This is a genomic window from Sulfitobacter undariae (genome assembly GCF_014196805.1).
Classification (GTDB): domain Bacteria; phylum Pseudomonadota; class Alphaproteobacteria; order Rhodobacterales; family Rhodobacteraceae; genus Sulfitobacter; species Sulfitobacter undariae.
This window is the reverse complement of record NZ_JACIEI010000012.1, coordinates 49,151-73,397: the sequence shown is the minus strand read 5'-3', so window position 1 is coordinate 73,397 and position 24,247 is coordinate 49,151. Positions and strand designations below refer to the sequence as shown.

Genomic DNA, 24,247 nt, shown 5'->3' with positions numbered 1-24,247 from the left:
CTGGGCCAAAATCTATCTGTCGTCACCGCCGCCCTGCTCGCCGTCCAGTAAATCTTCTTCCAGCGATGCATGTGCTGCTGCAGCAATGTTTTTCTTTTGCTCTTCGGACAGATCAGCGGCCTTGCCATCGGCAAGCCTCACCGTCACTTCGCGATGCGCAAACTTGATCCCTTCGCGTTCGAACAGCGAACGAATTTCCTCATATACCCGCTTGCGCGCCAACCATTGATCGCCCGGTTTAGTCATGAATTTGACCCGAATAATCATCGCGCTGTCCTGCATTTCGATCACGCCCTGAGATTTCAGCGGCTGGATGAAATCTTTCCCAATGACGGGGTCGTCCAGTAGTTCTTGGCCCAGCTTTTTGACCAGTTTGCGCACTTTTTCGACATCGGTGTCATAGGTCACCCGCAAAGGCAATTTCATCATCACCCAGTCGCGGGAGTAATTGGTGATCACCTGCAATTCACCGAAGGGAATGGTGTGCAAGGCCCCCAGATGGTGGCGCAATTGAAAGGATCGCACCGAAATCTTTTCGACCGTTCCCTTCACTTCGCCCACGTCCAGATACTCTCCTTTGCGGAAAGCATCATCGAACAGAAAAAACGCCCCCGCAAAGACATCGCGCACCAACGCCTGACTGCCAAAACCAATCGCGATGCCAACGATCCCCGCACCCGCAAACAGCGGACCTACGTTGACGCCGATATCCATCAACACGATCAATACGATCGTAAGCATCACAACGATCAACGTGAAATTGCGAAAGAGCGGCAATAGCGTGCCCAGCCTGCTGGCGCTGCCACCTCCGCCCTCATCGCCCAATTCCACTTCTTCCTCTTCTGGTGCTTCGGCTTCTATCAAGTTGTCGATCCAGATACGGAAAGCATGATAGATCACATAACCGATGAAGATGATGACCATGATATCCAAAAGGCGGTCAGCAAGGTTTTCGGCCATTCTGGCACCGTCGTTGTCCCAGATGTAAAAGAACGCATAAGCGCCCGCCACAAAAGACAGGATGCCAGCAACTCTGCGCGCCAGCTCTTCGAATGTATTCAGATAGCGGCGGTGTACCATCGCACCGGCACTGGCTGCCTCATCTCGCTCATCGGTGGCATCATCCAATTCAGCGTCGGGGTCCTGCGCCGTTTGAAAACTGTCAGGGGCCGCCGAAGCAGAAAGCCCCGCCTGCGCATTGCCATCAGGTGCATTCAAGCGCCGCATCGCATGTGCGCGAACAAAGCAGCGTTCAATGAAGTAATTGAGGAACCCATAAACAACGACAATCGTAAGGAGGATGCCATAGGCCCCCGCAATCAGCGGCACCGAACTGGGGTTCTCCAAGACCAGATCAATCGTCAGCTCAAACCACGCAAAAACCACATAAAGGAAAGCGACAGGTGCCCAAACCCGCGACAGGATACGCACAATCAACGAACAGTCAGCCAGCGGTTTGCCATGACGCAGCGCACGCGAAATAGCGCGGTGGTTTGCTGATACCAGCAACATGTTCAACAATACCAAACTGGCCGAAAGCGCCGAGGCAAAGAAGGCATAGGCGTCATAGTTCAAGCCCAGCTCACCAATCCAAATGCCAAACAAAATTGCGCAAATGTTGAGCGACGTCACCATCCACAACCACCGATGCAGGCGTTTGGCTTCGCGGTCATTCAGGATAGGAATGCGGTACTGCCGTAGAAACGGCGACAAAATCATGCGCGACAGCCCTGCAACAGCGCGGCACGTAAAGTAGCCGATGTTGATGAGCGTGACGGTAAATTGCATCGCCGTGTCTGTTAGCGGGCCATAGATGACCGCCCCGATCACATAGGCCACCGCCATAGAGACCAGAATACCGCCCACACCAACGACAAAGCGGAAAACAAGGAAAGGCATCTTTTCGATGTATCCCTGCGGGGCATCTTGAATACGCCGCAGGGTCCATTTTTTCATCAGGCGTTTGCCGTAGATTTCATGTTCGACCAATCCACCTACACCAAACAACAAAAGGCTTAACAAAAGCGCATTCCCAAAGGCCCAGAGCGTCCCGTCTGGACTGGCTGCACGCAGGATAAAAAGGACTTCGTTGAAAGCCGTAGGAAGCGACAACACCCTCTCGATGAGAGCTGTCCGCAACTTGATCACGCGGCTTTGTATCTTCATCAACGGTGAAGCGGCATCCCCCTCACCCCCGACAACCGCCTCCACGGGTTCTGGAACATCGCCCAAGACGCGGCCTGTGCTATCGATCACCACCACGCCAACGCCATTCTCGGCGGCTTTGCGCATGATTAGGTCGATATCCGAATTGCTCTGGCTTGTTGTCGGGGTGCTATCGAGCAGTAAAGCGCCAAGTCCCTGCGTCTGCCCTGCTGCTGGCAGAAACAAAAAGGATACAAGAACTAAAAAAGAGATAAAGTAGGCGCGCATGATTTCCCCATTAAAGGTCACCGGACCTAAGCCAAGGTTAACCTAGCAAGCGTGCCATTGCAATTCATACGCCCCCGCGACAACGGGGCCCGCTTGATACCCGCTAGACGTTTACACCTGTTATCTTCGGTGTCATGATGTGGGGGACCCTGCGGGGTTAACTTGGACCTATATGACCTCAAGGATATACCTTTGCCCCGCCTTGCTACTGATACACGCATAGCCGTACTAGGCCTTGGCTATGTCGGCCTGCCGCTGGCCCTTGCGCTGGCGCGAAACAATTTCGAAGTCATCGGTTTTGATACCCGTCCCGAAGCGGTGATCCCCCTTTGCAACGGGACTGATCCCAACGGGGAAATTTCCGATGCCGCTGTTACCAGCAGCACCATGACATTTAGCTACGATGCCGCTGATTTAGCGGGGTGCAGTGTGTTCATCATTGCCGTCCCGACCCCGATCACCGATGCCAAGGCCCCCGATCTTGGCCCGATCCTGAGTGCCTGCGCAACCATAGCCCCCCATCTGACAGAAGGCGCAATGGTGATTTTGGAAAGCACCGTTTACCCGGGCGTCACGGAAGAAGTATGCGGGCCTGCCCTTGCCGCTGGCAGTGGCCTGAAACCGCGCGACCAGATCAAACTGGCTTACAGCCCCGAACGCGTAAACCCCGGTGACGCCGAACATTCTATGGAGAACGTCGTCAAGATTATCGCAGCACAGGACGATGAAACACTTGACCGTGTAGAAGCCATTTATGCACCCGTCGTCAAAGCAGGCCTGCACCGCGCGTCATCAATCGCAACCGCAGAAGCCGCTAAAGTAATCGAAAACACCCAGCGCGATCTGAACATTGCGTTGGTCAACGAATTCTCGCTGATCTTTTCACGGCTGGGTTTGGATACTTTGGAAGTGCTGGAAGCAGCCGGCACCAAGTGGAATTTCCTGCCTTTCCGCCCCGGCCTTGTCGGGGGACATTGCATTGGCGTCGATCCCTACTATCTGACATACCGCGCTGAGCAGCTGGGCTATCACCCGCAGGTCATTCTTGCAGGAAGACGTATCAACGACCAAATGGGCGTTCATGTGGCCCAAACGATGGTAAAGGCGATGCTGGCGCGCAACATCGGTGTTCGCGGTGCGCGGGTGTTGATCATGGGGTATACGTTCAAAGAAAACTGCGCTGATACGCGCAACACACGGGTTGCCGATATCGTATCCGAACTCGCCTCTTACTCCATCACCGCCGATGTGCATGACCCTTGGGTCGGCGCCCAAAAACTGCAAGACCAGCATGGCGTCAACGGCATAGATGCGCCCGACCGCGGCACTTATGACGCGATCATCCTAGCCGTGGGTCATAGCGAGTTTGTTGAAATGGGCAGCGACGCAGTCCGTGATTTGGGCAAACAAGGTGCTGTGTTGTTTGACATCAAGGGTGTGTTTGGGAAATCCGGCAGCGATCTGCGACTTTAAAGGCGACAGCGATGGACAAAAAAATCTATCAAACTACAGCTACCAAACCTCGCCGCACAGGCGCGGCGGCACGGCGTGTCATGTTCTATAGTCACGATACCTTCGGGCTGGGACATCTGCGCCGCTCTAGAACGTTGGCTGCCGCAATCACTCAGAACGATCCTCAGACATCTGCTCTGATCCTCACGGGGTCACCCGTGGCGGGCCGCTTCACCTTTCCTGAACGTGTCGATCACATCCGCCTGCCCGGGGTGACCAAATTATCTGATGGTACGTACATCAGTCAGACCTTGGATATGGGGATCGACGATACAACTTCATTACGCGCTGGCCTGATACAGACCGCAATCGAACGCTATGAACCCGATCTGCTCATTGTCGACAAAGAACCGACTGGCTTTAGAGGTGAATTGCTCCCCTCTCTTAAATGGCTGAATGAGCACGGACGCACACGCACGGTATTAGGCCTACGCGATGTCCTGGATGAGCCAGAGGTTCTGGCCGCCGAGTGGGCGCGCAAAGGGGCCTTGCGTGCCACAGAAGAGCATTACGACGAGATATGGGTCTACGGCATGCGCGACGTATACGACCCGACCTACAAACTACCTCTCTCCGAAAAGACCCGTGAGCGGATGCATTGGACAGGCTATTTGCGCCGTGAAATCACGGATGTGGCAGATGTGCCAGAAAAGCCCTATGTGCTGATCACTCCCGGCGGCGGCGGTGACGGTGCTGCAATGGTGTCGCTTGTGTTATCGGCCTATGAGCAAGACCCCACACTGAAACCTGACGCGATGCTTGTATACGGGCCGTTTCTATCGGGCGATGTGCGAAACGGCTTTGATGCACGTGTGGCCAAGTTAAACGGTAGGGTTGTCGCAACTGGTTTTGACAGCCGCATTGAATCGCTGTTTGTCGGTGCCGAAGGTGTGATTTGTATGGGGGGCTACAATACTTTTTGCGAAGTGCTGTCTTTTGACAAACGCGCTGTGATCGTTCCGCGCACTACCCCACGTCTGGAACAATGGCTGCGCGCCAGCCGCGCCGAGGAAATGGGACTGATACGGATGCTGGATGAAACCCGCGACGGCATGACCCCGCAATCGATGATAGACGCCATACGCAATTTACCACAGCAAACTAAACCATCGGCAGCAAATGCCGACGGCCTGCTGGGGGGGCTTGATGTGGTCATCCAGAGGGCCAATGCGTTGATGAACAGGGAAGAGACGTAATGTCTCTCCCCCGCCTTGCCGTGGTCGTCAAAGGGTGGCCCCGCCTATCCGAGACCTTCATCGCACAGGAACTTGTAGCACTGGAAGAAGCCGGACTTGAGCTGGACATCTGGTCGCTGCGCCATCCGACAGATACCAAGATACATCCCCTGCATGCCCGCCTACAGGCACCGGTTCGGTATCTGCCTGAATATCTGCGCAATGATCAGCGCCGCGTAGCGCAGGCGATGGGGGCAGCCACCGAATTACCCGGTTTTGATGCTGCAGCCGAGGCCTATGCCCGTGACCTTGCGCGTGATGATACCGCCAACCGTCGCAGGCGGTGGGGACAGGCCTGTGTGATGGCGCATGAAATGGCGCAAGACATTTCGGGGCTATACGCGCATTTCCTACATACGCCTGCTTCGGTTGCGCGGTATGTGGCCATCTTGCGCGGCCTGCCATGGTCATTTTCGGCGCATGCCAAAGACATTTGGACATCGCCCGAGTGGGAGTTGCGCGAAAAGCTGTCAGCAGATCACAATGGTGCCGAATTCGGAGCGACTTGTACGGCATTTGGCGCGACGTACCTACAGGGGCTGGCGGATCGCCCCGACCGTGTCGAACTTGTCTATCACGGTCTTGACCTATCCCGCTTCCCCACCCCTCCCGATCGCGCAAACCGCAAAGTGGATGCACCGCTGCGCCTCATGTCAGTGGGGCGGTTGGTCGAAAAAAAGGGCTTTGACAAGCTGATTGATGCACTGGCTTTGCTGCCCAAAGCGCTGGATTGGCATTGGGTTCACATCGGCGGCGGCACGTTGGACGCGCAAATGCGTGCCCGCGCCACCGAGTGTGACGTTGCAGACCGCATCACATGGCGCGGCGCTTGTGACCAACCCGAAGTGATCGATGCGATGCGCGCGAGTGACCTGTTTGTGCTGCCCTCGCGCATTGCCGAGGACGGCGACCGCGATGGCCTGCCCAATGTGCTAATGGAAGCGGCAAGCCAGAGATTGCCGATCCTGAGCACACCTGTTTCTGCCATTCCCGAATTCATCGATGATGGCACACATGGCCTGCTGCGAAGTGATGATCCCCAGACGCTGGCACAGACCATCGCCGACTTTGCCGCCGATCCGGCACTTGGCCCCCGTCTGGCTGACGCAGCATATCAACGATTGATCCAACACTTCACCATGGCGCCCGGTATTGCCCAACTGGACCAGCGCTTGCGCACAATGCTGGCACCGTAGCAAGATGAAGCTGGCTTTTTACGCTCCGATGAAACCGGCGGACCATCCCGTGCCATCGGGAGATCGCGCCATGGCACGTGCGCTGATCTTGGCGCTTGAACATGCAGGACATTCGCCAATCATAGCCAGCACCCTGCGCAGCCGCGATGGCAAAGGCAATGCGCAACGGCAACAAGAGATCATCACACAGGCAAAGGCCGCCCTGCCTGATCTGATCACACGCGGACGCGCTGAAGGATGGCGCGCATGGGTGACGTATCACACCTACTACAAAGCCCCTGACCTCATCGGTGGGCCCGTCGCACAAGCGCTTGGCATCCCTTATTTGCAGATCGAAGCAACCCGCGCGGCGAAACGGCTGACAGGACCGTGGGCGCAATTTGCCAAAGCGGCCGAGCAAGCCTGCGATATGGCTGATGTAATGTTCTATCTCACCGCACGCGATGCGCAGGCGCTTCGCGAGAATGCGCTACCCACCCAAGAACTGATCCATTTACCCCCCTTCCTGACCCGCGACACCCTACCCGACACACCGTTCAGCCCAAACGGCCCAATTCTAAGCGTGGGGATGATGCGCGAAGGCGACAAGCTCGCCTCCTATCAAATCATCGCGGAAACGTTAAAGCAGATGCCGACCGACGCTTGGCGTCTTGAGATCGCAGGCGACGGCCCTGCACGCGCCAAAGTAGCAGCGTTGATGGCCCCCTTCGGGGACAAAGTAACCTTTCTTGGGGAATTGAAAGATGCTGACCTCAGCGCAGCCTATGCCCGTGCTGCATTGCTGTTCTGGCCCGGCGTGAATGAGGCATTTGGCTATGTTTATCTAGAGGCACAAGCGGCTGGGCTGCCTGTTGTGGCGCAAAACCGGCCGGGCGTATGCGAAGTGCTGGCCCCCGGACAATACCCCTCCGAGTCTGACGGCCCTTCAGCGCTTGCCAGTCGGGTGTCAGAATTGCTGAACGATACAGACCTGCGCCGCGTAGAAGGCCGCGCTGCGCGGGCGTATATTGCCAAACACCACATGCTGCTAGCCGCTGTCGCAGTCCTAAAAGACGGGCTTTCCCGCGTGGGTGTCCTTTAATGCCCCGTTTGGCCCTTTTGCGCCACGGCCACACCGCGTGGAACCGCGCAGGCCGCATTCAAGGGCGCACGGATGTGCCGCTGGACGATGCGGCGCGGGCGCAGTTGCGCGATTTGCGCATGCCTGCACCATGGGACAAGGCCGATCTGTGGTCCAGCCCGCTTTTGCGTGCCGTTGAGACTGCCAAATTAGTTACGGACCGAGAGCCGATGACTGATCCTGCCCTGATCGAAATGGATTGGGGGCAATGGGAAGGCTGTATGGGACGCGACCTTGTCGCTGATGCAGCATCCGGTTTCCGCCATATTGAGGAGTGGGGCTGGGACTACAGCCCACCAGACGGCGAAAGCCCCGCCATCATGCGCGCGCGTTTGCTCAAATGGGCCGAGATGTTAACGCGAGACACCGTTGCAGTCTGTCATATTGGCGTCATGCGGGTGTTGATGGCGCAGGCAAGCGGATGGAATTTCAGCGGCGCCGCACCCTTCCAGATCAAACGCAACAGGCTCTATATTTTGGATATTTCTGAAACCAAATGGCAACTTGACCCGCAGCCCCTACGTCTGGAGGACCGCAACCCATGAAAATTATGATTGTCGTCACTCACCTTTTGGGAACCGGTCATTTGGCGCGTGCATTGACGCTCGCCCGTGCTTTTCAGCGGGCAAACCATACGGCCACGGTGGTGTCAGGTGGAATGGCGTCGCCGCTGTTGGATCGCGGTGATGTTCCTTTGCTACAAATGCCCCCGCTAAGATCGGATGGCGTGGATTTCACACGTCTGCTTGACCTCAACGGCGTGCCAGCGGACCCAGCAGTACTCGAGGCACGGACTGCCCAGCTCATCCAGCATTTTCATGACCTGCGCCCCGATGTTCTGATTACCGAGCTATTTCCCTTTGGCCGCCGCACCCTGCGCACAGAATTCCTTGCGCTGTTGAGCGAAGCAAAAGCCCGACCTGATCCGCCGCTGATCTGTGCCTCGATACGCGACATCCTCGCGCCCCCCTCCAGCCCGCAAAAGGCCGAAAAAACCCACGACATCCTCTCGCTCTACTACGATGCTGTTTTGGTTCATGCCGATCCTGAGTTTACGCCCCTTAATCTTTCATGGCCGGTCACGGCGTCGTTGCAGCAGCGGTTGCACTACACGGGGCTGATTGCCCCCCCTCCTGCCGCACCACATCCGCAAAAAGCGGGCGCAGATGAGATCATCATCAGCGCGGGCGGCGGCGATGTCGGATCGCATATTTTTGAAACCGCGATGCAAGCCGCCGTCGGCGATGACAGGCGCTGGCGGCTGTTGCTAGGGGGCAGTCAGCCCGCCAACCGCATTGCTGCGCTCCAAGCTTCCGCACCCGCAAATGTCACCGTTGAAGCCGCCCGTCCCGATTTCCGCGCCATGCTGCATCACGCGGCGGCGTCGGTTTCCATGTGCGGCTACAACACCGCGATTGATGTCTTACAAAGCGGCTGTCGGGCCGTGTTTATCCCTTTTGATGCGGGCTCCGAGGTGGAACAGACAATTCGAGCGCAAGCACTTGCAAGCCTTCCACAAATCGCGGTTGTGAAAAATGAGGACCTTACGCCAGACAGCTTACGCACTGCACTTTCCCAATTGGCCGCTGCGCCCGCAGGTATTCCAGCGCGGACGGGCTTTGACGGTGCTGATGAAACTGTTAGGATCGTAAGAGATTTAAGGCGTAAACAGCATGAAAATTGACTGGTCCCCCTTACAAACAGAGCTTTCCTGTTGGCGTTCTGAAAAGCGCGCTTTGCCACTTTGGTGGCGCGACGATGATGCCATTGAACCCACACCTGCGCTAACCAGACTGCTGAAAATCGGTGAAGACCTTGGGCTGCCTGTCCATGTTGCCGTGATCCCGAAGGCCGCAAAACCTGCGCTGGCACAGCTTGCCCGAGACACGCAGATCATGATCCCGCTTGTCCACGGCTGGGCACACCAGAACAACGCCCCTGTGGGGGCCAAAAAGGCCGAATTCGGTCAGCCCCGTTCCCAAGCGCGCAGCGAGACAGAAGCCGCTTTGACCAGAATGAAACACCTTTTTGGCGCGGATGTACTGGCTATGTTTGTCCCTCCATGGAACCGCATCGACACAGGCGTACTGGAGGGGCTTTCAGCACAAGGTTATGTAGGTGTTTCAACGTTCACACCGCGCAAATCACGACAGGTAGCAGGCGTAGTTCAGATTAACACGCATATTGACCCGATCAACTGGCACGGGGGTCAAGGTCTCCACGCGCCTGAACACATCATCGAACAAATTGTCACGCTGCTGCAAGATAGACGCGCAGGACGAACAGATGCCGCTGAGCCGCTTGGGTTTTTGAGCCACCATCTGGTGCATAATGAAGACATCTGGGATTTCACCAAAAATTGCCTGAGTATGCTTTTGGAGGGCGGTGCAACGCCGATCAATCTAAGCACGCGGAAAAGTGAACTGCCGCAACCAAAAATAAAAAACTTATATTTTCCAATTTGATAACTACATCAGGTGCCGCATTAAGCCGGACCGTTTAGATCAATACAGACAGTTGTTTACGACCTGTGCAAAGAAAGGTGATGTTCTTCGGTAAATAATTCCCGTACAGACCAACACCTTCTCGTTTCAAGGACACTTACGATGGAAAAGAGCCTCTTCCAGTTCATCTGGAAAAACTCGAAACGCAGTCAAATTATACTCCTGTTCGTTACTCTGCTAACCTTCCCGCTGCTGTATGTGTCACTGGAACTGCCTAAACGTATCATCAATGACGCCATCGGCGGCACAGGTGAAGATATCACTCTTCTGGGTATCACTTTAACCCAAGTTGAATTCCTGATGGTCCTCTGTGTTTGCTTTTTGCTGGCAGTGCTGGCAAACGGATTGCTGAAAATGCGGCTCAACACCATGAAAGGTGTCTTGGCCGAGCGGTTGTTGCGAAGGTTTCGGTTTCAGCTCATAACCCGCACCCTCAGATTTCCCCGCCCGTTTTTCCGCTCTAGCAGTCAGGGCGAACTGGTTTCAATGGTGACCTCAGAGGCAGAGCCGATGGGCGGGCTGATGGGGGATATGCTATCGCAACCCTTGTTCCAAGGCGGGCAGATGTTGACCATTCTGGCGTTTTTGTTTGGGCAAAGTTTCTGGTTTGGCATGGTATCCATCGCCCTAATTCCACTGCAAGCTTGGATCATTCCGAAACTGCAACGTCAGCTCAGCTTGTTGAACAAATCACGTATTCTAGAGGTGCGCACACTATCCGCCGAGATCGGCGAAACAGCCGCCGGAGCCAGCGACATTCGTACCAACGGAGGGATCAGGCACAGGATGGCGCTCTTCTCCAACCGTCTGGGCATTTTGTTTGGCATCCGTCTGAAAATATACGAAAAAAAATACTTCATGAAGTTCCTGAACAACTTCATCAACCAGTTGACGCCTTTCTTTTTCTATTCTGTCGGGGGTTATCTTGCCATCACCGGCGAAATCACTGTTGGTGCTCTTGTTGCGGCTTTGGCGGCCTATAAGGACCTATCGTCACCTTGGAAAGAAGTACTGGACTACTACAATCAGCTACAGGACATGGCGGTCCGTTGGGAAGTTGTAACCGAGAAGTTCACCTTCAAAACCCTCGTTGATGCCTCGTTGTTCGAAGGCACACCCGATACCATTCCCAAATTAGACGGCGAGATCCAGTTTCGCGGTGTGACTGTACTGAATGAAGAGGGGTACACCGTTTTAGATGATATCAATCTGGTTATTCCCCAAGGCGCCCGCGTTGCGTTTAAAACCCACAGCGAAACCACAGAAATGGCTCTTGTAGACCTGCTAACACGAGAGGTGCTGCCCACGCGCGGTGCCGTGAATGTTGCGGGCTATGCCATGAACGAACTACACCAAGCCGTCATTTCCAACAGAATTGGCTCGGTTAATTCAATGCCTTATCTGTTTCACGGCACGCTTGGCGAAAACCTGTTTATGCCCTTCATGATCAAGCCTGTGTTTGCCAATGGCATTTCAGAGGAAGTCACGCTCTGGCAGGAAGAAGCCGCGATAACAGGCAACAGCACGGACCCTTACAACACCGATTGGATCGTGCCTGAAATCGCCAATTTCAAGTCGATGGACGACATCCGCGAATGGTGGTTCACACTGGTCGAAGCCATGGGTAACGATGATTTTATGGTGCGCAGTGTGCTGAACTCTCGATTAAAGCCTGATTCCGAGCAAGACCTAGCAGATGCGATTGTGCAAATTCGCCCCTTGGTCGCGCAACGCATTGTCGAAGCTGGTCTGGATGACATTGTCTTCCCTTTTGATCCGGCCAAGTTCAATCAAGTAGTGCCACTGGGCAGCAACCTTTTCTATGCAATGCCAACCCAACCGCAAACCCAAGAGCTGCTGTCGCGGGAAACGAAATTTTTTGATATTTTGCGCGCGCATGGATTGATCGACGAACTTGCACAAATAGCTGCAAGCGTCATCGAAGAGTTAAATGCAACCTTTGGCCCAGACGATACAAGCCATCCCTTGTTCCGCCGCTTTAACATGAACGATCAGCTTTATAATCGGCTGAACCAAATTGTCGCGATGAGACGTAAGGTTGGGAATGCTGCATTGCCGCCCGAAGATTTTGCTTTGATGCTAACAGTGCCGTTCACCTTATCTGCCGAGCAAATCGGGCCCGCCTTCCCAGCGGCTCTAAAAGACAGAATACTTGAAATTCGGGCCGGAAACGCAGCACAGATGGTTGCCGAACTGGATGGATTGTTTGAGACAATTGACCCGCAGAAAAACATCTCGGCCATTTCAGTTTTGGAAAACGCTCTCTATGGCGGAATATCTTGCATGGCGGGTGCGCGTACCAAAGATGTCGAAGATGTTGTCATCAAGGTTCTTGAAGAAAAAGGTCTACGGCGATTGGCCGCCCAGTCCATTCTCAACATGGTGGTCAGCCAAGGTGGCGAAAACCTGACTTCCGAGTTCCGCGAACGCGTTTCGCTAAGCCGTGCTGCGGTCAAAAAACCTGACATCATGATTATGAGAAATGCATTCGCAAGTCAGGAAAAAGATGTCCGCGCAAAAATGCGCGAAAGCCTTGCCAGCTTGATGCCTGACACGACCCAGATTTACATCCAACGAGAATTTGTTGACCCGTCGGGTTATGATCTCTTTTTCGAAATTGAGGATGGCAAAATTGGCGGTGAGGAGCACTCAAACGAGTCGCTTGATGATGACGCCCGTCGCGATTTGGACCGTAAGCTTCGCATCGTTGCAAAGACCGAAGCCTTCCGCGGCCTCGACCAAAAACAACAGCGGCTGCTGGCGTTCAGTGGTCAATGGTACGAAGTAAAGGCATCAAAAAGCATCTTTAAAGCCAATCAAAAAGCCGATGCTGCATATATTTGTGTATCCGGATTGGCCCGGGTGTATTGGCCAAAGGCAGACGGCATGTCTATTCCTATCACCGAAGTCGGCCCGGGCCGCTTGATCGGTGATCTGGCTGTTATTCAAAACGAAAACCGCACTTTGGATTTGGTTGCGGTCGAAGACAGCGTGTTTTTACGCATCGGTGCGCAGGAGTTGCTGGCCGTGATCGAAAACGACGCCGCGGTGGCAACCAACCTTTTGCGAACCGTTGCAGGCCACCTCAATGCCACCGCAGAAGCCCTGCGTGAGACCCATCAAATTGCTGCCATGCAAGGTGTGGATTTATCTGCATTGAGACCTCTGGGAAGCGACACAACATGAAACTCGGCGCTCCCTCCAAATGGCTAGGGCAGCAAACTACAGGGACCACCTGCGACATGGTTTAATCCCATGTTGCGACCCTACTGTGATCTGGCAGGGGCAGGCAGTTAGCCTTTCGCCATAAAGGGCGGCTTGCCCAAACCACCAATTTGCGTGCGTGCCACCCGCACCCCGACCCAAATCCCCAACAGTAGACCCGTCCCAACAGCGGCAGCAATGCCCAGACGAACCCCTGTCATCCCGCCATCGAAAACATAAGCGAACAACCAGATGAACAAGGCCATACCGATCCATTGGCGGTAGATGCCCAGCCACATCGTCCACACGGCATTGCGCAAGGCTTGCAACAAGGAGTTGATGGCAAACAACACCACATAAAGAGGCAAGATCACCGCTTCGACTTTTAAAAACAGCGCAGTCACACGGATGACTTCGGCATCATCTGAAAACACACGCGCCGCCAACGCGCCCCCGAACCATAAAAACGGGAAGGCCAGCAAAGTACCCGTGACGCCCAACATCCAACAGCGGTGAAACGCTTCGCGCACGCGCTCGGATTGGCCTGCGCCAAAGTTCTGCGCAGCAATCGGCACCAGTGAAATCGCGATGCCCAAGGCAGGTAACAAAAACAACTGCTCAACCCGCATGGCAATCCCATAGGCCGCCAGTGCCGCCTCTCCGTGATCTTTCAGCGCAAACTGTATGATGAACCCGCTCGAAAATGTCACCAAGAGCGCGAAGGCGGAGGGAAATGCCTGCGCAATGATCTCGGCGTATTTGGCGGGAACGGGCGCGAACTCGGACCATTTGAGGTCTTGCATCATCGAGCGTCCGAACACCTGCCACAGGATATAGATAGCCACACCTGACTGGCTGATAATCGTCGCCAAGGCGATGCCGTTAAATCCCATCCCACCAATCACGCCCGGAATGCCGAACATCAATAGCGGGTTCAGCCCCACGTTCACAAAAAACGCCACCACCATCGCGCGTTGCAAGCTGCGGGTATCGCCGCGCGCTTGTAAGATACCATTGGCTGTTGGCCCCATAATGAAACCGGGCAGCGCAAAGATCAGCCAGCTGAAATACCCCAGCCCCGCATCGCGGTAGCCCCCCGGCTCAGAGACGACGGCAATCAATTTTGGTCCTGCAAACACCCCGATAGCGACCATCACCAAAGTCGCCATAACGCCCAAGCCGATGCCCTGCGCCGCCAGATGCCGTGCATCCGCCGCGTCTTTGCGCCCCTTTGCATTGCCCACCAGCGCACTCATCGCAGAACTGAGGCCAAAGCCGATGGCAACAAGGATGAAGAACGCTTGGAAGCCAATAGTCAGCCCCGCCTGCGCCTGCGTGCCAAAGTAGCCCGCATAAAAAGTATCGACCACATTATAGAGGGTACTGAACAGCATCCCAACCGCTGCGGGAATGGCAAGACGGCGAAAATGGCCACTGATGGGGCCTTCGGTCAGGTCAGTATCAATCATCGCGCCATCCATCTTGCAAAGAAAAGGGCGCCCGAAGGCGCCCCCTGTTCGTCTATACCTTACGGCTCAGAGGCCCCACTTCAAAGCGACTTCTTCAAAGAAGCCTTCCGCCTTTTTCAGCTCAATCCAGCTGTTCACATAGTTGATCCAGACCTGATCGGTCTGCGGCAACAGCATGGCGATAGGTGTCGGCGCGCGCGGCGTGCTGACCTCAATCTGTTTCACATTCTGGAACTTCTGCAACAGGGTAGACCCTTCGATGTTAGACGTTACAAACACATCCGCACGGCCAGATAGAACCTCTTGAAAACCCCGCGCAGGCGCTTCGACAACAACGATCTCGGCCTCGGGGAACCATTCTTTGACCATTTTTTCAAAGGACGTGCCCAAAGTAGTAGCAACCTTTACGTCAGGTTTGTTGATGCTGTCCCAACCGTCAAACTTGGCCAGTTTATCATCCGTGGTAAACGGGAACATCTCAACCGCGATATAGCTGTGCGAATAGCCCGCCGCCTTCAGCCGCGCAGGGCTGATCGACGCAGAGCCAGTCGCATGATAGTTGCCCGCCACAACACCGTTCACCAGCGTTTTCCAATCGGTTGGCACCATTTCCAATTCAACACCCAGATCGGCGGCAAGTTGGGTCATGATGTCGATATCGTACCCCACATAAGAATTGGTCGCGGGGTCACGTACAGACATCGGGTTCCAATCGCCCGTTGTTCCGACCTTAAGAACACCACCACTAAGGATATCCTTCAACGCCGACTGTGCCATTACAGGCGCGGCGAGCATCGTGGCCGCAAAGCCGACCGCGAGGCCGATATTTTTTATCAATTTCATGTGTTTTCCCCAGTGGATTGTACTATGTCGTCGCAAGAGCGACGTTGTTATGATCTTTCGCAATCTAATGCTGGTTGCGCTTTGGGCAACAGTGAAATTAACTATACCCCTCGACGAGGAGAGGTCCATGCCACAACCAAGCGCCCCTGATCACACAAACGCGATCGAGATAAACGGCCTGAACAAGTGGTATGACACGTACCACGCTCTCAAAGACGTGAACCTTACCGTCGCACATGGAGAGCGGATTGTGGTCTGTGGCCCGTCTGGTTCTGGCAAATCCACCTTGATCCGCTGTGTGAACTCGCTTGAGGCGCATGACAGCGGCACAATCACTGTGGACGGAACACGCATGGGCGATGCCGCTTCTATCGAGGCCATCCGCGCCGAAGTGGGGATGGTATTTCAACAGTTCAATCTGTTCCCGCACCTGACCATTTTGCAAAATCTGACGCTTGGCCCGATGAAAGCACGTGGACTATCACGTGCAGATGCCGAAGACCGCGCGATGAAATATCTGGAACGTGTGCAAATCCCCGAACAGGCAAACAAGAAACCGGGCGCATTGTCGGGCGGCCAGCAACAGCGTGTGGCGATTGCGCGTTCCTTGTGTATGGAACCCAAAATCATGCTCTTTGACGAACCCACATCGGCGCTGGACCCCGAAATGATCGCGGAGGTTTTAGATGTGATTGTCGATTTGGCCGAAAGCGGCATGACGATGATTGTTGTCACCCATGAAATGGGATTTGCCCGCCGCGCTGCAGATCGGATGGTCTTTATGGATCACGGGGCCATCGTTGAGACAGGCACACCGCAAGAGTTCTTTGAGAACCCCAAGTCCGAGCGCTGCCGCACTTTCCTTAACCAGATCCTGAAACATTGAGCGCCCGCATGAAAAATATCGCCGCCCTCGCCAGTATCGCATTTCTGGCAGGTTGTGGCGGTTCGGGCAATTGGGGCTGGTATGTCATTGACCCGACAACGCACCAAGGTATGTCGCACATCAAATTCTTGATGAACGGCTTTGGCGCGACGATTTTACTGTCAGTTTTCGCAGCCGTCATGTCGATGCTGATCGGTCTGTTGGTCGCCCTGCCCGGCATGTCCTCAAACCGCTGGGTCAGATTACCCAGCCGCATCTACGTCGAATTTGTCCGCGCCATTCCGCTGCTGCCCATGCTGTTTTGGGTGTTCTATGGCTTGCCAGTGGTTCTGAAATCCATGGGCATATCCCTCAGCATTGATGCGTTTTGGGGGGCTGTGATCACACTGGCGATCTCGGATTCCGCCTTTACCGCAGAAATCTACCGCTCGGGCATCCAAAGTATCGCACGCGGCCAGACAGAGGCCGCCAAGACCATCGGTCTGACATACACCCAGACCATGCGGTATGTGATCCTCCCCCAAGCGATCCGCCGCATCCTGCCGCCACTCGCAAATCAGTTTATCTATATTGTGAAAATGAGCGCCTTTGCCTCGGTCATCGGGATGCAGGAACTCACCCGCCGCGCAAATGAACTGGTGGTGACGGAATATCGCCCACTGGAAATATACACCCTGCTCATCCTTGAATACCTCGTGCTGGTGCTGGTTATCAGTTTCTTTGTGCGCTGGTTGGAGCGTAAGATGGGCGCAGATGAAAGCCGCTAAAGGAGAGATCATGAACTGGACCGAATTTCTGGATGATACGATGGGCCGCATCGGCACCTTACAAAAGCAAACACCAGACATGTTTGCGGGATTTAACGCCATGGGCAAAGCGGCCAAGAAATTCGGCGCATTGGACGAAAAAACCAAAGAGTTCATCGCTCTGGGCATCGGTATCTCAACCCGTTGTGACAGCTGCATCGGCTTTCATGTGAAGTCACTGGTTCGTCTTGGCACCACCCGCGATGAGCTCTGCGAGGCGCTGGAAATGGTGGGTTATATGGGCGGCGGGCCGTCAATTGCTTATGGCGCAAAGGCGCTGGAAGCTTATGATGAGTTTTCGGCAAAATGATCTTTCAACGCTATGCCCTCTATTTCACGCCCGAAGCTGATCTGGCAGAGCGCGGTGCCGCTTGGTTGGGGTGGGATATGGCCGCAGGGGCAGTCGTACCGCATCCGAAGATTGACGGGATCGACGTTGCCGCCCTCACTAAAACGCCACGCAAATACGGGCTGCATGCAACCATCAAGCCACCGATGGTCTTGGCTAAAGGCACCACCCGCGACGCGCTAGAGGCCGCAACTAGTGCACTCGCCAAGAGCACTGCGGCGGTCACGCTTGACGGTCTGCACCTCTCACGTATCGGGCGCTTCCTTGCTCTAACGCCCCTTGGCGACACCAACGAATTAAACGCGCTTGCCGCGCATGTTGTGAAAACCCTTGATCCGTTTCGCGCGCCAGCGTCCGATCAGGAACTGGCCCGCCGCCGCGCCCGCCCGCTGAGTGCGTCGCAAGAGCAAAACCTGATCCAATGGGGTTATCCCCATGTCATGCAGGATTTTCACTTCCACATTACTCTCACGGGGTCGCTGAATAACGCCGAGGCAATAGCACCTGTCGTTGCTGCGCATTTCAACCCCGTCTTGCCGACACCTTTCACCCTCAACAGCCTGACTCTTGCAGGCGAAGATTCAGAGGGCATGTTCCACGCCATAACGCGGTTTGCGTTGGAGGGTTGAACAGCGGCTCAAATGTCGAGGTAATGAATGCTGTTCTGACCCGCCTCGCGGGAGATCGCCTGCGCAGTATCGCGCAGGTCACTGGCCATCGCGCTGTCAGGGTCATCATCCACTGCCGATAGCGGCGCCATCAGCGTCACCCCTGCAACGATCTTGCCGCGATAATCAAACACAGGGGCCGACAGGCTGGTGTGGTCGGACAACATCCCGCCACGGCAGCGGCTGATCCCTTGCTCCAGAATGGCCGCATTGCGCGCTGCTATTTCCGCATCACTCTGCGGCACGTCATCCAAACGCGGCATGTTGACCCCCGCTTTCAGTTCTTGGATGATATGATCCTTTGTAATCCGCTCTGGCAAATGCGCCAGAAATAACTGCCCCAAGGCCGAACGCAAGACAGGCAAAACCGCGCCCAGTCGTAACTCCATAAGGCTGCCACCTTGTTGACCACGGGCGCGATAAATTACCGTTGGCCCCTCATTGCCCCACACCCCCAAGAACATACTATGTCCGTGACGCGCGGCAAAAGCATCCAAATGGGTGCGTGTGGCTTCAAAAATATCAAATTGCTGCAGCCCTGCGATGCCCAGTTGCAGCGTATAGGACCCCAACCCGTAGAACCCAGTTGCCGGGTCTTGGTGAACCACGCGCACCTCAACCAGACTGACCAGATAAAATTGCAGCTTGCTGGGGGACAGGCCCGTCCCTGTGGCAATTTCACGCAGCGGCACAGGGCGGCCCGCACGGACCAGAAAATCAATCACCTCGAAACCAGTCACAAGTGACTGAATACCTTTACGTGCGGGTTTGGTGGTTTGCGTCATGCGTTGCGGCCTTTTATGGGTATCTACGAAGACATATCACGCAAAACCGCACATCGGAACAACCACCTCACTATACCCGTGCCATGTCCGAACGGCGCATCGTGTGGCAACCACACGCCTCTCCTACTAAAACAGTAAAGATTATTGCTTTTTGCCAAAAAGCAGGTATTCAGTTGGCCGAGTAAAACACTCAAGAATTAGTATCTGAAGGATTCGTTATGTCTCGCATGTCACTTTCACCATTCGTTATTGCCGCCGTTGCAGTTGTCGCAGGCACAAGCATGGCCTCCGCTGACGGCGAGGTGAACCTATACTCCTCACGTCACTATGACACAGATGAACGCCTCTATTCCGACTTCACCGAAGCCACAGGCATCAAGGTGAACCGCATTGAAGGCAAAGGCGACGAATTGATCGCACGGATGCAAGCCGAAGGCGCGAACTCTCCTGCTGACGTATTGATCACCGTTGATACATCCCGCCTTGCACGCGCCAAAGCCGCAGGCGTCCTTCAAAGCATCGACAGCGATGTTCTGGAAACTCGTATTCCTGCAAACCTGCAAGACAGCGACAACCAGTGGTTTGGTTTCTCCCAGCGCGCGCGTATCTTCTTTTACGACAAGAAGGACGTGACAGAACCGCCAATGGACTACATGTCGCTTGCAGATCCAAAGTACAAAGGCATGGTTTGCCACCGCTCGTCCTCCAACGCTTATACACAAACGCTGGTTGCTTCGGTCATTGAGAACCACGGCGAAGAAGCTGCAACCGCTTGGGCACAAGGCGTTGTTGATAACTTTGCCCGTGATCCACAAGGTGGCGACACGGACCAAATTCGCGGCGTTGTATCCGGCGAATGTGATATTGCAATTGCCAACACGTATTACTTTGCTCGCGCCATGCGCATTGACGTGTCTGGCGTCACAGAAAGCCTTGATCAGATCGGTTGGTTGTTCCCTGCGCAAGATGCAGAAGGTGCACATATGAACCTGTCCGGTGCTGGTGTGGCTGCAAATGCGCCGAACCGCGAGAACGCGATTGCCTTCCTTGAGTACCTGTCTTCCGACCAAGCACAGCAGTATTTCTCAGCGGGCAACGATGAATTCCCCACCGTAGAAAGCGCAGAGCTGAGCGAAAGCGTTGCAAAGCTGGGCGAATTCAAAGCAGATAAAGTTGATCTGTCCGCAGTTGCAGAAAACATCCCGACAGCACAAAAAATCCTGAACGCTGTCGGCTGGAAGTAATCCCCTTTACCCCGCCGCCTTGAATATCTGGTGGCGGGGTATCCCTCTTACAAACACGTCCCATCCTAGAAAGAACTCCCATGTATCTGGCAATGAACCGCTTTACCGTCACAACCCAGAATGCACAGGCGTTTGAAGATCTCTGGCTGAACCGCGAAAGCAACCTGAAAAACATGGACGGCTTTGTCGCGTTTCACATGCTCAAAGGCCCAGAGGTGGATGGCAAGATTGTCTATGCGTCCCATACCGAGTGGGCCTCGGAAGACGCCTTTCGCAGTTGGACCACAAGCGATGCTTTCCGCAACTCGCACAAAGGCGCGAAACAGACGGCCAAGCTACATGAAGGCACGCCTGTGTTCGAAGGCTTTACCGCAATCCAGCATATTTCTTGACCAAGGCAGGTAGCTGCGCGAAATCATTGAACGCGGCGGTATGCGGAATTTGGCTAACATCAATGTTCCGATACCCTTCGGTATAAAGTAGAAACGCCACGCCCGCCCGTTGGGCCGTTTCTGCGTCGACCTCGCTATCGCCGACAAAAATGCACGGGCCATCACCAAGCGCATCAAAGGCTGCATGCAACGGCGCGGGATCGGGCTTGTGCACAGGCAACGTGTCACCGCCCCAGATCGTATCAAAATAATGCGTCAGCCCAAGGTGATCCAGCACCGCCATTGTCGGCGCTATCGGCTTGTTGGTGCAGACACCCAACAGATACCCCGCCTCTTTCAAAGCGTCCAACGTATCGCGCACCCCATCATAAGGGTGGGTTTTGTGAACCGCCGTGAGGTATGCCTCTTTGAACGCGGGTAACATTTGTGCGTGTAACGTATCGGGCAAGTTCACCGCAGCAAGCATGCGTGTGATCAGCACAGATACCCCGTTGCCGATTAAATCACGTGTTTGTTCCAGCGTAATCTGCGCGCCATGCGGCGCAAGCTGGCTATTAGCAACGCCGTGAATATCAGGCGCGGCATCAATCAGTGTACCATCCAGATCAAAGACAACCCGTACACTCATGCCAGCACCTCTACCGCGTGATTAAAACAGCAATCCATTGTCATCCCGAACCTTTTGTGCTGCGATTTACCCTGACCATCCTCTGCCCTGCCGTGCAGGTCAATCGGATTTGCGATCACAGCGCCCGCAACAGCAAGGTCAGCGACAGCGCGACCACAACCAGCCCCGCTGCGATTTCTATCACAGGCATCATCCACACCAGCGCCCCCGCCTGTGCCACAAACCGCATCAACCCACCCCGAAAACCCGAGGCAGCAATGCCGACCGCAATCGTGACCGAAGCCGTGCCCAGCGCCATAACAAACGCCCCTGCAATTCCCGCCATGGGGATGCCCATCTGCCACGTGATCAACAGCACAAACAGCGCGCCCGTACAGGGGCGGATCGCAATGCCGCCAATCAGGATCAGTGCATCGCGCAACCCCGACACTTGTTCCGTTTCCGCCAGCGACGGGCCGTGTTTATGACCGCAACTGCCACATACTTCCTCATCGCCGTGATGTGCGTGGTCATGATCGTGGTCCCCTCCCAGCGGGGCTGCTTGTGCTTGGGTCAAATGCCGCAGGCCGCGTGTGACCAACCACAGACCAATTAACACGATCAACCCATAGCTCAGGGGCGCCAGCCAGCTTTCAGCCGTATCTACCATCCGTTCGCGGGTGAGGCCCAGCAGCCAAACACCGCTATACGCCAGCACCACCGCCATCACGGCCTGCCCCAAGCTTGAGATCAGCGCAATCAGCGACAGGCGTAGCATCGGCACCTTACGCGCGACACCATAGCCGCCAACCAGCAGCTTGCCATGACCGGGCCCAATTGCGTGAAAGAACCCGTAAGCAAAGCAACTGCCCAGCAGCAATGCATAAGCGCCTGAATCGCCCCGGCGCAGAGCGCGTAGAGTGCGCGCAATACCGTTTTGAAACTCGCGTTGTTCGCCCGCCGCCCAAGCGGTGATCTGACTGCCACCGCCACTCATCCAGAGCCAAACCAAAACAGCCGAGGCCAAGAGAAGTGCAAAAGCTAAAGCGCGCTGCATGTAACCTGAATCTCACTTGCAAAACGTTCGCCAATATCGCCCAGACCAGCCGCTTCCATATCCATATCAACGGGCATTTGTGACAGCTCGGCCTTGGTCATCGCCAGTGCAGCATCCAGATCAGGAGTATCAACGGTGACACCACAGCCGCTCCCCCCTTCTAGGGTGACGGGCAGTGTTACGTCATAGGCGGTATAATAAGTGCCGTCATAGGGTTTGAAAATCACTGGCTCCGTGATCTGCGGCGTGCCGATAACGCTGCGCATATGGGTTGTGATGATCTTGCCATCCACCAGCTCTGCGGTGGGTGCTGTCGGGCCCGAAAGCTCTAATGCCGCATCGCCCAACGTCCCCACCAGATCGCCGTTATACCCGTCAATCCAATGCGCATCAAAACCGGTCAGCTTCGCGACATCCTCGGGGGTGGACATGCCATCATAGTCGCTGTCCACCTCCATGTCTTCGGTCACCAGCAAGGAATACAGTTCGTCATACTCCCAAGTGACTTTCACATGGGTCAGGCGGTTCTGTTCATCGACAAGAATGCTTAGCCCCGTATTGATAAAGATATGCGGATGCGCCTGCAAAGGCGCAGCAAACAACATCAGGGACAAGGCGGGGAATATCTTCATTTGGCCAACCTATGCATCCCGATGCGCCTAATCAATCACCAACACCCTCAAAAGGCAGCTGAAATCAGCCGACCCAAGCGTTTGATGCCCTCTTCAATGCCGTCCTCATTTGCATTGCTGAAACTCAACCGCATTGTGTTGGTTCCAGAGCCATCTGCAAAAAACGCATGACCAGGCACAAACGCGACCCGTTCGGTTTTCAGCGATTGTGCCAACAACGCAGCGCAATCAATGCCTTTCGGCAGTTCCAGCCAGACAAACATCCCGCCTTCAGGGCGTGTCCATGTCACACCAGCGGGCATATGCGTCTCTAGCGCCTGTAACATCCAATCGCGCCGCTCAAGATAGGCTGCTTTGATCTTGGAGACATGGCTGTCAAATTGCGCTGTGGCCACTGTGGCAATCGCCATTTGGTTGATCGTTGAGCTGTGCAAATCCGCTGCTTGCTTGAGCAGAACCATCTGGTTGATCACATCTTGCGCGCCACAGACCCAGCCCACCCGCAAACCGGGGGCCAGCGTTTTAGAGAAACTACCGCAATAGAGCGTGCGACACGCGTTGATATCGCCTTTGCGCTCGATCTCACGCGCCAGAACAGGCGACAACGCCTCACCTTCATAACGCAGCGATTGATAGGCCGCGTCTTCGATCACAGCAATGTCCAGCGCGTCAGCCAGATCAATAACCCGTTCCCGCATGGCAGCATCCAGCGTGCGGCCTGTAGGGTTTGCGAAATCAACAGACATATAGGCAAACTTTACACGGCCCTCGCCTGCCGCTTCGGCGTAATCCTCGGCGCTACGGTTTGTTTCGGGGTCCAAACGATCATAGCGGGGTTCATAAGCGTTGAACGCGCCCAATGCGCCCAGATATGTTGGCCACCCCACCAGCGCCGTATCACCGGGGCTGAGCAACAGCTTGCCGAGATAATCCAACGCTTGCTGCGAGCCAGAGGTAATCAGGATGTTGTCGCGGCTACAGGGAATGCCCAGACGCGCCATTTCGCCAACGATCCAGTCGCGCAGCGGCGCATAGCCTTCTGATACGGAGTATTGCAGCGCGGTTGCCTGTGTCTCAGGCCCAAGCGCATCTGAGAACGCCTCTTTGAACGCCTCGGCGGGAAAAAGATTGGGGTCAGGTATACCTCCCGCGAAGGAGATAATATCAGGCTGGTCCAGCAACTTGAGAAGCTCGCGAATTTCGCTGGCTTTCATGCGGTCATTACGTGTTGCGAATATTTGGTGCCAGTCCATTTCGGCCTCCCTGAACTTTGAGTCTGCACAC

Annotated in this window: 22 protein-coding genes; 14 read left to right on the top strand and 8 right to left on the bottom strand. The window is 55.2% G+C overall.

The window, feature by feature from the left end; all coding sequences use genetic code 11:
* Positions 1-12: 12 nt before the first annotated feature.
* Positions 13-2,433, bottom strand: a complete 2,421-nt coding sequence (locus tag GGR95_RS14295) for a mechanosensitive ion channel family protein (protein ID WP_184567013.1) — start codon at positions 2,431-2,433, stop codon at positions 13-15.
* A 192-nt stretch (positions 2,434-2,625) separates the two neighbouring features.
* Between GGR95_RS14295 and GGR95_RS14290 the strand changes: the two genes are divergently transcribed.
* The 8 genes from GGR95_RS14290 (at position 2,626) to GGR95_RS14255 (ending at position 13,207) form a co-directional block, all read left to right on the top strand.
* On the top strand, positions 2,626-3,906 hold the full coding sequence (locus GGR95_RS14290; protein WP_184567011.1) for a nucleotide sugar dehydrogenase: 1,281 nt from the start codon (positions 2,626-2,628) through the stop codon (positions 3,904-3,906).
* A gap of 11 nt (positions 3,907-3,917) precedes the next feature.
* Entirely contained in the window at positions 3,918-5,141 is a 1,224-nt protein-coding gene (locus GGR95_RS14285; protein ID WP_184567009.1) for a glycosyltransferase family protein, read from the top strand.
* Complete coding sequence (locus tag GGR95_RS14280) at positions 5,141-6,376, top strand: glycosyltransferase family 4 protein (RefSeq protein WP_184567007.1); 1,236 nt, start codon at positions 5,141-5,143, stop codon at positions 6,374-6,376. The genes GGR95_RS14285 and GGR95_RS14280 overlap by 1 nt, the downstream gene beginning before the upstream one ends.
* A gap of 70 nt (positions 6,377-6,446) precedes the next feature.
* Positions 6,447-7,457 carry a glycosyltransferase family 4 protein gene (locus GGR95_RS14275; protein WP_184567005.1) on the top strand — a complete coding sequence of 337 codons (1,011 nt, stop codon included), beginning with the start codon at positions 6,447-6,449 and terminating at the stop codon, positions 7,455-7,457.
* Positions 7,457-8,041 (top strand): histidine phosphatase family protein, encoded by a 585-nt coding sequence (locus GGR95_RS14270; protein WP_184567003.1) that lies wholly within the window; start codon positions 7,457-7,459, stop codon positions 8,039-8,041. Before GGR95_RS14275 ends, GGR95_RS14270 begins: the two co-directional genes overlap by 1 nt.
* Positions 8,038-9,180 (top strand): glycosyltransferase family protein, encoded by a 1,143-nt coding sequence (locus GGR95_RS14265; RefSeq protein WP_184567001.1) that lies wholly within the window; start codon positions 8,038-8,040, stop codon positions 9,178-9,180. The genes GGR95_RS14270 and GGR95_RS14265 overlap by 4 nt, the downstream gene beginning before the upstream one ends.
* Positions 9,170-9,961: a polysaccharide deacetylase family protein gene (locus GGR95_RS14260; RefSeq protein ID WP_246423398.1), complete on the top strand. Its 792-nt coding sequence runs from the start codon at positions 9,170-9,172 to the stop codon at positions 9,959-9,961. The genes GGR95_RS14265 and GGR95_RS14260 overlap by 11 nt, the downstream gene beginning before the upstream one ends.
* A gap of 141 nt (positions 9,962-10,102) precedes the next feature.
* On the top strand, positions 10,103-13,207 hold the full coding sequence (locus GGR95_RS14255; RefSeq protein ID WP_184566999.1) for a cyclic nucleotide-binding domain-containing protein: 3,105 nt from the start codon (positions 10,103-10,105) through the stop codon (positions 13,205-13,207).
* 107 nt (positions 13,208-13,314) lie between these two features.
* Here GGR95_RS14255 and GGR95_RS14250 read toward each other — a convergent pair whose 3' ends face one another.
* Positions 13,315-14,694: an MATE family efflux transporter gene (locus GGR95_RS14250; protein WP_184566997.1), complete on the bottom strand. Its 1,380-nt coding sequence runs from the start codon at positions 14,692-14,694 to the stop codon at positions 13,315-13,317.
* Positions 14,695-14,760: 66 nt separating this feature from the next.
* Positions 14,761-15,537: a transporter substrate-binding domain-containing protein gene (locus tag GGR95_RS14245; protein ID WP_184566995.1), complete on the bottom strand. Its 777-nt coding sequence runs from the start codon at positions 15,535-15,537 to the stop codon at positions 14,761-14,763.
* A gap of 127 nt (positions 15,538-15,664) precedes the next feature.
* On the opposite strand from GGR95_RS14245, the gene GGR95_RS14240 reads away from it, so the two are divergent.
* Genes GGR95_RS14240 through GGR95_RS14225 form a run of 4 tightly spaced genes read left to right on the top strand, consistent with a single transcriptional unit; the run spans position 15,665 to position 18,207 of the window.
* Positions 15,665-16,423, top strand: coding sequence for an amino acid ABC transporter ATP-binding protein (locus GGR95_RS14240; protein ID WP_184566993.1), 759 nt, complete (start codon positions 15,665-15,667; stop codon positions 16,421-16,423).
* An 8-nt stretch (positions 16,424-16,431) separates the two neighbouring features.
* Positions 16,432-17,190, top strand: a complete 759-nt coding sequence (locus tag GGR95_RS14235; RefSeq protein ID WP_184566991.1) for an amino acid ABC transporter permease — start codon at positions 16,432-16,434, stop codon at positions 17,188-17,190.
* A gap of 10 nt (positions 17,191-17,200) precedes the next feature.
* On the top strand, positions 17,201-17,539 hold the full coding sequence (locus GGR95_RS14230) for a carboxymuconolactone decarboxylase family protein (protein WP_184566989.1): 339 nt from the start codon (positions 17,201-17,203) through the stop codon (positions 17,537-17,539).
* The gene (locus GGR95_RS14225; RefSeq protein WP_184566987.1) at positions 17,536-18,207 is read left to right on the top strand and encodes a DUF1045 domain-containing protein; all 672 of its coding nucleotides are present in this window, start codon (positions 17,536-17,538) and stop codon (positions 18,205-18,207) included. The genes GGR95_RS14230 and GGR95_RS14225 overlap by 4 nt, the downstream gene beginning before the upstream one ends.
* 8 nt (positions 18,208-18,215) lie before the next feature.
* On the opposite strand, the gene GGR95_RS14220 is transcribed toward GGR95_RS14225, so the two are convergent.
* Positions 18,216-19,031 (bottom strand): IclR family transcriptional regulator, encoded by an 816-nt coding sequence (locus GGR95_RS14220; RefSeq protein ID WP_184566985.1) that lies wholly within the window; start codon positions 19,029-19,031, stop codon positions 18,216-18,218.
* A 227-nt stretch (positions 19,032-19,258) separates the two neighbouring features.
* On the opposite strand from GGR95_RS14220, the gene GGR95_RS14215 reads away from it, so the two are divergent.
* Positions 19,259-20,275 carry a Fe(3+) ABC transporter substrate-binding protein gene (locus tag GGR95_RS14215; RefSeq protein WP_246423397.1) on the top strand — a complete coding sequence of 339 codons (1,017 nt, stop codon included), beginning with the start codon at positions 19,259-19,261 and terminating at the stop codon, positions 20,273-20,275.
* A gap of 80 nt (positions 20,276-20,355) precedes the next feature.
* Complete coding sequence (gene hmuQ / locus GGR95_RS14210) at positions 20,356-20,667, top strand: heme-degrading protein HmuQ (protein WP_184566981.1); 312 nt, start codon at positions 20,356-20,358, stop codon at positions 20,665-20,667.
* Here hmuQ and gph read toward each other — a convergent pair.
* From gph to GGR95_RS14190, 4 genes are all read right to left on the bottom strand, one after another.
* Entirely contained in the window at positions 20,642-21,295 is a 654-nt protein-coding gene (gph, locus tag GGR95_RS14205) for a phosphoglycolate phosphatase (RefSeq protein WP_184566979.1), read from the bottom strand. The genes hmuQ and gph overlap by 26 nt on opposite strands.
* Before the next feature lie 115 nt (positions 21,296-21,410).
* Positions 21,411-22,331: a nickel/cobalt transporter gene (locus GGR95_RS14200; protein WP_184566977.1), complete on the bottom strand. Its 921-nt coding sequence runs from the start codon at positions 22,329-22,331 to the stop codon at positions 21,411-21,413.
* The gene (locus GGR95_RS14195; RefSeq protein WP_246423396.1) at positions 22,316-22,963 is read right to left on the bottom strand and encodes a DUF1007 family protein; all 648 of its coding nucleotides are present in this window, start codon (positions 22,961-22,963) and stop codon (positions 22,316-22,318) included. Before GGR95_RS14195 ends, GGR95_RS14200 begins: the two co-directional genes overlap by 16 nt.
* A gap of 47 nt (positions 22,964-23,010) precedes the next feature.
* A complete protein-coding gene (locus GGR95_RS14190; protein WP_184566975.1) occupies positions 23,011-24,216 on the bottom strand; it encodes an aminotransferase-like domain-containing protein in 1,206 nt (401 codons plus the stop codon).
* Positions 24,217-24,247 lie beyond the last annotated feature (31 nt).